4 protein-coding genes and 2 pseudogenes are annotated in these 7,791 nt (G+C 37.9%); 1 reads left to right on the top strand and 5 read right to left on the bottom strand.

Annotated features, from left to right (window positions below; translation table 11 throughout):
- From JZY04_RS18310 to JZY04_RS18295, 4 genes and pseudogenes are all read right to left on the bottom strand, one after another.
- Positions 1 to 239: pseudogene (locus tag JZY04_RS18310) on the bottom strand (6-bladed beta-propeller); the annotation flags it as partial.
- 53 nt (positions 240 to 292) lie between these two features.
- Positions 293 to 1,597 carry a 6-bladed beta-propeller gene (locus tag JZY04_RS18305; protein WP_032534204.1) on the bottom strand — a complete coding sequence of 435 codons (1,305 nt, stop codon included), beginning with the start codon at positions 1,595 to 1,597 and terminating at the stop codon, positions 293 to 295.
- A 169-nt stretch (positions 1,598 to 1,766) separates the two neighbouring features.
- Positions 1,767 to 1,982 (bottom strand): TIGR04149 family rSAM-modified RiPP, encoded by a 216-nt coding sequence (locus JZY04_RS18300; RefSeq protein ID WP_009293070.1) that lies wholly within the window; start codon positions 1,980 to 1,982, stop codon positions 1,767 to 1,769.
- A 43-nt stretch (positions 1,983 to 2,025) separates the two neighbouring features.
- On the bottom strand, positions 2,026 to 3,246 hold the full coding sequence (locus JZY04_RS18295; protein WP_122142277.1) for a TIGR04157 family glycosyltransferase: 1,221 nt from the start codon (positions 3,244 to 3,246) through the stop codon (positions 2,026 to 2,028).
- A gap of 353 nt (positions 3,247 to 3,599) precedes the next feature.
- Between JZY04_RS18295 and JZY04_RS18290 the strand changes: the two are divergent.
- Positions 3,600 to 4,181 (top strand): annotated as a pseudogene (locus JZY04_RS18290) (glycosyltransferase family 8 protein); the annotation flags it as partial.
- A 337-nt stretch (positions 4,182 to 4,518) separates the two neighbouring features.
- On the opposite strand, the gene JZY04_RS18285 reads toward JZY04_RS18290, so the two are convergent.
- Positions 4,519 to 7,773, bottom strand: coding sequence for a fimbrial protein (locus JZY04_RS18285; RefSeq protein ID WP_122142279.1), 3,255 nt, complete (start codon positions 7,771 to 7,773; stop codon positions 4,519 to 4,521).
- Between the last annotated feature and the right edge of the window lie 18 nt (positions 7,774 to 7,791).

The following is a 7,791-nucleotide window of genomic DNA, read 5'->3' as shown; positions in this document are numbered from 1 at the left end:
CATATATTATGATCAGTTACTTGTATTCGTCTTATTTCACCTAACATAGATTGATCTGTCATTTCCAAAGGAACAATTTCTAATTTTTCAGCAGATTCACTCAGCAAAAGTGAAAGTACAGTGGATACATCCTCAGAAAGATTAATCACAGGTACTCCTGACTTGGATATAGGCTCTTGCTTCTTATTGGAACTGCACCCCAATAGCGTAATTATTAGTAATAATAATATAGACTTCATCACAATTTATTTATTAGAAACCACATATTCTTCCATCATAGGAACCTACTCTATTATTTTAAAGTTGCAATCATCAAAATCGGATTGCTATCCTCAGTCGCACTTTCCAAAACTTGGATTAGCTCCTTTTTCTTGGATTCATCTATTACAGTAGATGATTTTATTTGGTCTATATCAATCCAGTTTTCATCACTGCTGGGTTCTAATATATCTATCCAGTATTTACCGGAAGAACGGCTGTCAACAGTGAAATCACCTCCACAGAGATCATTATTCAGTACAAAAGAACGTTTCATGCCAAGAAACGGGAAGCTAAACCAAGGTACAGCCTGCTCATTTATTGCACTTTGTCGCTTCTGCAATCTAACACCTCCATCTTTTTTATTGTAACAATAAGTATACACTTCCTCGCCTTTACTACCAATCAGATAAACAAAATCCTTAGTCGGGTAATAAGAAAAAATAGAAAAATAGTCGAAAGCCTTTCTGTCTTTAAACCATAAATGAGTAGCTTCATAATCTCCTTTTTCTTCATCTACAAAAATTGCATATTGAGGCAGAAGTTCATTCATCGCATCATCATAGTAATAAATGGTATCAGTATCCGGATATTTAAGGGTCAATTGATCATTGTAAGTATCCACACTGGTTAGATACTCCATCCAATAATTAACCATCCGATCCATATTGGCACGATTAGCTATAATCTGTTCTTCTTTACCCACATGAACCGGATTTTTAAACAGTTTCTTTTTCTGAAAGTTATCGTCCAAAGAGACAAAAGACCACAATGAATCTTTATCCACAGATCTATATAAACCAAAATTCTGGATAGCAAAAAATTTATGATCATTTAAGATATATTGCTTATATATAGACGAAAACATTCCGACCATATTTTGGAAATCTGAAATTTTCTTTTTAAACCTACCCTCAAAATCATATACTAAAACACCGTTATTAGTGGAAAAAATATATACTTCTTTTTTATCTTCATCGACAAGAAAAGTTAAATAATTAACATATTCTCCCGGTCCTTGACCTATACTCCCTATTCTATTCAGAAATTTTCCCGTACGGGAAAAACGATAAATATAGAATTCGCGTCCATGATCTATCCATATATTATGATCAGTTACTTGCATTTCCGTAATGTCACTTAATACAGATTCATCTGTCATCTCCAAAGGAACAATTTCCAATTTCTCAGCCACTTCACTCAAAAGAAGCGAAGGTACAGACGATACATTTTTAGAAAGATTAATCACGGGAATTTTTAACTTGGATGTCATTTCTTGTTTTTTATTGGAACTACATCCCAATAGTGTAATTACCAGCAATAATAATATATATTTCATTACAATTTATCTATTCAGAGGATATACTTTTTCATTATAGGAACCTGCTCTATAAATTATAGATATCAAATCACTTTAATAATAAAGCCTAGTAAATCAATAATTATAAAGCAAGTTCCCAAAAGCTATTGAATTCATTATTCAAACAGACATGAAAATAAACACTTATTTAAAAGTGCCCAACCGCTGTACCGCCACCACCATCACCAGGGAATAAGCCACTCACACCACCCTTAACGTTAGCTTTGGAGTTATCATCAAAAGTAGCACTCCCTCTGTCATGACAGATACAACAGTTACTTCCCCCTAAAAGACGATTTAATTCTCTTTCACTAAGTTCAACTTTATTAAGCTGCCCCAGTTTGATTTCACTTAACTTTCTCATGATTAGATAAAATTAATTGTAAATACTATTATTATAAAAACTCTCAAGCCATAAAAACGGCCTTATAATGTTCTGCCATCTCCGAAAAATTGTACTTCTCCTTCAGAATACGACGTGCATTATTTTTTATTTTTCTTTGTTCTGCCGAATTACTCAATAACTTTAAGGTGCAATCCACCAAATTCTGTACAAACTCCTTTGGATTTCTCCTGTCCCCAATAGGAGCAACGCAAGCATTCAACCCATCTGGAAACATACGCTTCACCCCAAAACCATCGGATGCAATTATCGGAAGTCCATAGCTCATCATCTCCAGACCTACATAGCAGCATTGCTCTGCATATGAAGGTATTACCCCAATGTCAGCCATCCGATACCAATAGGATAGAAGTTCCTTGTCCAGCCTCCCGGTCAATGTCACTTTCGATACAGCCTCGCCTGCTGCTGCTAATAAATCCGGCGCATTACACAGATCTCCAATAACAACTAAACGGCAATTAGAATCATATTTCAAGACATTCTTAAAAGCCTCCAAATAAGCAAACATGCCCTTAGATTTGCAGATACGCCCTACCATTACGATTAACTTTTCATCAGGATTCAAATAATATTTTTGTTTCCATTTTCGCTTCGTCATTTCTGAAAAAGACTTTCTTATCGTTCTCATACCATGAGAGATTAATGCAATCTTTTCTTTAGAAACCTGATAACATTCGTACAAGATATCATAGGTATCTTCTGACAGGCAAACCACCCGGTCAGCCATTTGACATTGTTCTGCTTCACGTCGATATAATTCTATTATCCCCTTATAACAGAAAGAAATCTTTTCTTTCGTCTTAGATATCAATTTCCTGAATAATGTAACATCACCCAGCAATGGAGTAGTCCAACTAAATTCATGTATAACACAAATTTGTTTCGACAGTGAAAAATAGTTGCGTGTCATGCGCATCAACTTATCACAAGGAACATAGTTAAATAGAAAAAAAGTATTATCTGAATCTGGAATATATTGTTTCAGCAATGAACAAATCTCTTCACATTCTTCGAAGGGATTGACACAAAATGTTTTAGGGAATAGAAAATATTCTAACTCCCCACGCATACAGATACTAAATTCCTCTACATTAGTGCGAAACATAATCATGCAGATATGCGTATCTTTCCATTGCGTAGCACATTGTGCAAAATCCTTTAAGAAGGTCCCCACTCCACTTCCGGATGATATAGAATAATCATCGTATATGCACACCGTCTTCATAACTCTTGCTCTAAAAGTTTAAAACAATGAACCTCTAATGATTTCCTACACTCTAAATATTGAGCTATTTGTTGTAGTTGTGAATCCATATCTTTATTAGATTTGTTTGCAAGGTATGTCCACCTTACTTCATATCCAAATATTATCAGAAAAAATGTACCGAACGTAGCCTTTTTTTATACCGAACGTCATATACCTATAGAAATAATCCTTATAAACAGAAATATATCTAAAAAACTGATACCTTTGCCTCTGACAAATAATCCTTTTTAACCACACAAGCATGAAAACCACAATACCAATCTTCTTTGCAATCAATGAAGAATACATTGACCATTGCTGTACCTCTATATAAAGGCAAAATAAAGCTGATTCCCAATATCTATAATTTCACTACCAGTGAAACTTTGCATACCCCTGAAATGTTATCCGGCATCATCATCATTCATTATACCGGAAGTATAAAGCCATGGCATCAAGAGTACACTTGGCAAGTATTAAAAGAGCTATATTGCAAATACAATAGCTCTATGAACAAAATCAAAGATCGACTTTTATCAAGGTGGATGGAACGAACGATTGAGCTTTTTCAATTAAGCCAAAAAACGAACGATACAGAATTAGAGAAGGCAGCAGATCATTTACTAAACAAGATAATAGACCACTGCTCTCTGGCTGTTCCTATCACTTACGAGAATGGGTTATGTGGCATTGGAACGGGAATCGAATATTTACTGCAAAAGAAACTGATCGAAGGCAATAGTGATGAAATACTACATCAAATAGACTCCGCTGTATATTCAGTCATTGAACAAAAGTCTTTGACTGACCTCGGATTAAGAAAAGGAGTTTCGGGCTTAACTTACTATTTCTATTCACGTCTATGTACAAGAGAAAACTTCAACACTTCCACAGCTTTAAAAATAAAAGAATATTTCTCTAAAAGGGGAAAATCATTTCACATCTTTTAGCTTACACAGTTTTGCCACCTTGTTATAAAATTCTACTATTGTTATCTTTAAATTTTCTGGAGCTGATAGATTTAATAAATCCAAAAGACTTATTTCCAGATTTACATACTTCAACATAGCCTGAAATGATTTTGTGCCCCAAGTATAATTATCACATTCATTGCCCCCCAAAGCATATATTAATGACGTTTTCACATTTTAGCATCTTCAATATTACATGTATTTGTATAAAAAAATAGCAGAGAAAGATAAAAAACATCTTTCTCTGCTATAAATTCAAAGAGCCATAAATGGATTCTTTCTATTTAAGATCACGCACACAACGCACATATCCGTTCCTATCATTCACAAGCCTATTTTTGTCACCTCCCCACTGCGTGTCTACAGTCGTAACAAACCTGAGATAACCATCAAAATACATCTGATAGCCGGCACTAAATGATCTTCCTCCGTTCATATCCCGTCTGGAAAATCCTGTCCGAGAATGAATAACTTGTCCATCTTTCATATTCAAAGAAGATAAATTTCCACCAAAGTCATAGACTTTAGGTCTCTCACGGTCATCCCAGTCAAACAGACTTCCGGCCATTATCATCAGTTCGGCTTCATTGGGTAAGCGCCATGTTCCCAAATCGCTCTGATCCGGATTCTGAAAATAATAAGTACACGGAGAGTTTCCTTTCTCTATATCGTTCATCAAGGTAGTCCAAGTTTCGTAGTAATATTCACCACTCCTGTTCGGATTATCCAAATCCTTCCGCTTGTCTATTCTATTGGCTATATATTTGGCAACTTCGAATCCTTTCTGATAAATCGTATTAATCTGTGAGGTCTCGTTATGTGCCGGAAGTTCATAAATAGCCCTTGCAGATCTGGTAGTGTTGGAAGGTAAATTGTCAGCCCTGAAAATCAGATACTCATCCTCTGTCCATTTGTTGATCAGTGTCTTACTGAGTTCCTTAGCTATTTCATCAAGATGATAACTATGATCCTCCGAGGTTTCCAAGATTCCCAGATCCCTGATCAGTCTCACATCCGAAAAAGGAGTTCTTTCTCCAGGACTTGCCGTTTTCTGGTAATCAAAATTATATATAGGAGTCATACTATGCGATTCTTCTACAAAGATAATAGTATTAGGGCTGTTCAATGTCAAGTTGGTACTTCCCATAAAAGCTCTTGAGGTGAATAATGCTGTAGCATTATCCGACGGAGCGTGCCCAACAAGCCTGCTCTTTAACGGCAATACCCGCTCTGCCACATACAACATGTTTGTTTCACAAACAGAAGGAATATACCATTGCATTTCATTCGCTTGCATCTGTCCGTCACGGTTGTTGTCCCTGTTTCGCAAGAACGGGGTGAAGCAGGCATATGTAGCATGATAATTCTTCATGGCCAGGTTAGTGTGATCCATACTTAGTGTCAACTTCGCATTATTGACCTTTGTCATAACTTGCCATAAAGTTTTCTCTTTTCCTCTAAGCATAGGATCAGGCATTATATTATCAGTTAATCCTCCGGTACGCCTGCTCATCAAAGACCATGTGTTTGCCCAACCATTGGAATAGTATTTATTATAAAAAGCATCCGGTTCACTGGGAGCTCTTACCGACCAATCCAAATCAGGGGTTTCATTCACATTCTCCACGCCCCAAACGCGCATACCGTCAGGACTGTTGACAAACACCGTTTTTATGGACATTTGCCGAATAGTAACAATGGCTTGATGATAGCGTGACTGTCCGTCAGGAGAAATTTCATGCGACGTGTTCACCAGCAAATCAAACGTACGATCCGGGGAGTTGGCAAAGGTTTTCCACAAATTTTTATCCTTGGGAGCATTCTCCTGCATAGGATTTTGTTCGTAAAAAAATTCATTGGCATAAACAGTTACTTTACAAAGCCCCGAAGCCGCATTGAATACATAATCAGGTTCATTCATCAGCCTGTAAAGGAACTGCTCCAGCGAAAGCAGATTAGCACCCGTATCGGAGAAATATTGCATATCCTCGTTTCCATTGTCGGCCAGAGTGCTTGGATGGATATAGAATTTGAGCCAGTCCGTATCAGCCTTTTTTTCTTTAGAAGGAATATAATTGTTATTCTTCAACTGTTCCAATTCCGCTTTCGTATAAGAGATAATCTTGTCACAGAACGGTGTGCGTATAGCAAAAGAAATCATGGCGTCATCTTTCAGAGTACCATCCGGGTTGAAGATGGCAAGTTCATCTTTCTTAAAACGCATCAGCCCCTGTTCATAATGACAGTCAAAATTGAATGACCGGTGTGCGTCATACACCAGTCCCTCTACTCCAGGAGCAGATTCCTCCTCTTTTGCCTTGTCCGATTTTGCTTCTACAACCAGATCATTCATGCCTTTAATGGTCACATTATAGGTATAATGTACGTTACGTTCTATATCATAATCATTGGCCGGATCATTTTCTGCCGTATATCCCAGATAAATGCGGTAAGTCACCCTTCCGAAACGTTCGGTAGAAGTATCACCGGTTGCAAGATTCTGACGTAACTCACCTGTAAATTCAATATAGGGAGCCAGATCCGGGGCATATTCCGTCTCACCGTTTTGCAGATTAGGTTTGTCAGTTGCACCTGCAACGGGAGACTTCAGTTGCTTCTGCCTCAGGTCATACCCCTTCCTTTCCGCACTATAACCGGGGGAAGCCGGGGAAATAGCCTTCTTTGCAACCTTTCGGTTTTCGGGCATATAGAATGAAGTGGTGAGATTGTCGGCATCACCCTCGAACTGGAAATATTCCGAGACCCAGTATAATTTTTTGTCCACCCCGTCAGCATCCCATGAAGCAGTCTGATCAGCTCCTTTTGCATGTTCCGCAATGAAGGTCGATCCCGGCACATTACCAAGACGATATGTTCCAGGCTCAAATGTGAGTCCGGCAATTGTTTGCAGGTTCAACGTGATTTTGGCTTCCGAGCGTTTTAAGGAGACTTCGATCTGTTTTGTAGCGGTAGAAACCGTTACTGTTTGGGTTAGCGACATCAATAAGTTACCATTCGGACGAAACAGGGTATGAACAGTCATGGCCGCTCTTACTTTTTCCAGGTCTGAATATTTTGAAATCCCGTTTAATACTTCAGGCTCCACATGAAACAACCCGTCAGCGTCCGATTTATAGTTCCCCAGAAGAAACAGTGTCTTTTTCCCTGTTGTAAGACTGATATTTTTCAATAATCCCATGCTGGTGGGCGCATCTGCATCCACTTCACCTGTGGATGTTGTAAGATCAGTTGCAGCCTGAATAAGATCGGCTCTTGAATATTCACGTGAGTATTCCACGTTACCGGAAGAATTGAAAACCCACAGGTAAAGGTTATAGATTTTTCTCTCTTCACTTTCCAGTAAGACGGAACGTGTCTTGGCCGTATTAGCTGCCGTACCGACACTTATGTCCACCGTCGTGGGAACTCCCTCCGTGACACCGCTCCCTTGAAAAATTTCTTCATCCGTACAGGATGCAAAGAGGGACAGTAACAGCAGAATAAAATAAGTTATTTTCAGCTTGTATCGTTTCATAAATAATAAAAATTATCG

It is taken from the genome of Bacteroides sp. 11BF, from assembly GCF_019633765.1.
GTDB classification, from domain to species: domain Bacteria; phylum Bacteroidota; class Bacteroidia; order Bacteroidales; family Bacteroidaceae; genus Bacteroides; species Bacteroides hominis.
Note: the sequence above shows the minus strand (reverse complement) of the source record. Positions and strands in the feature narration are given on the sequence as shown.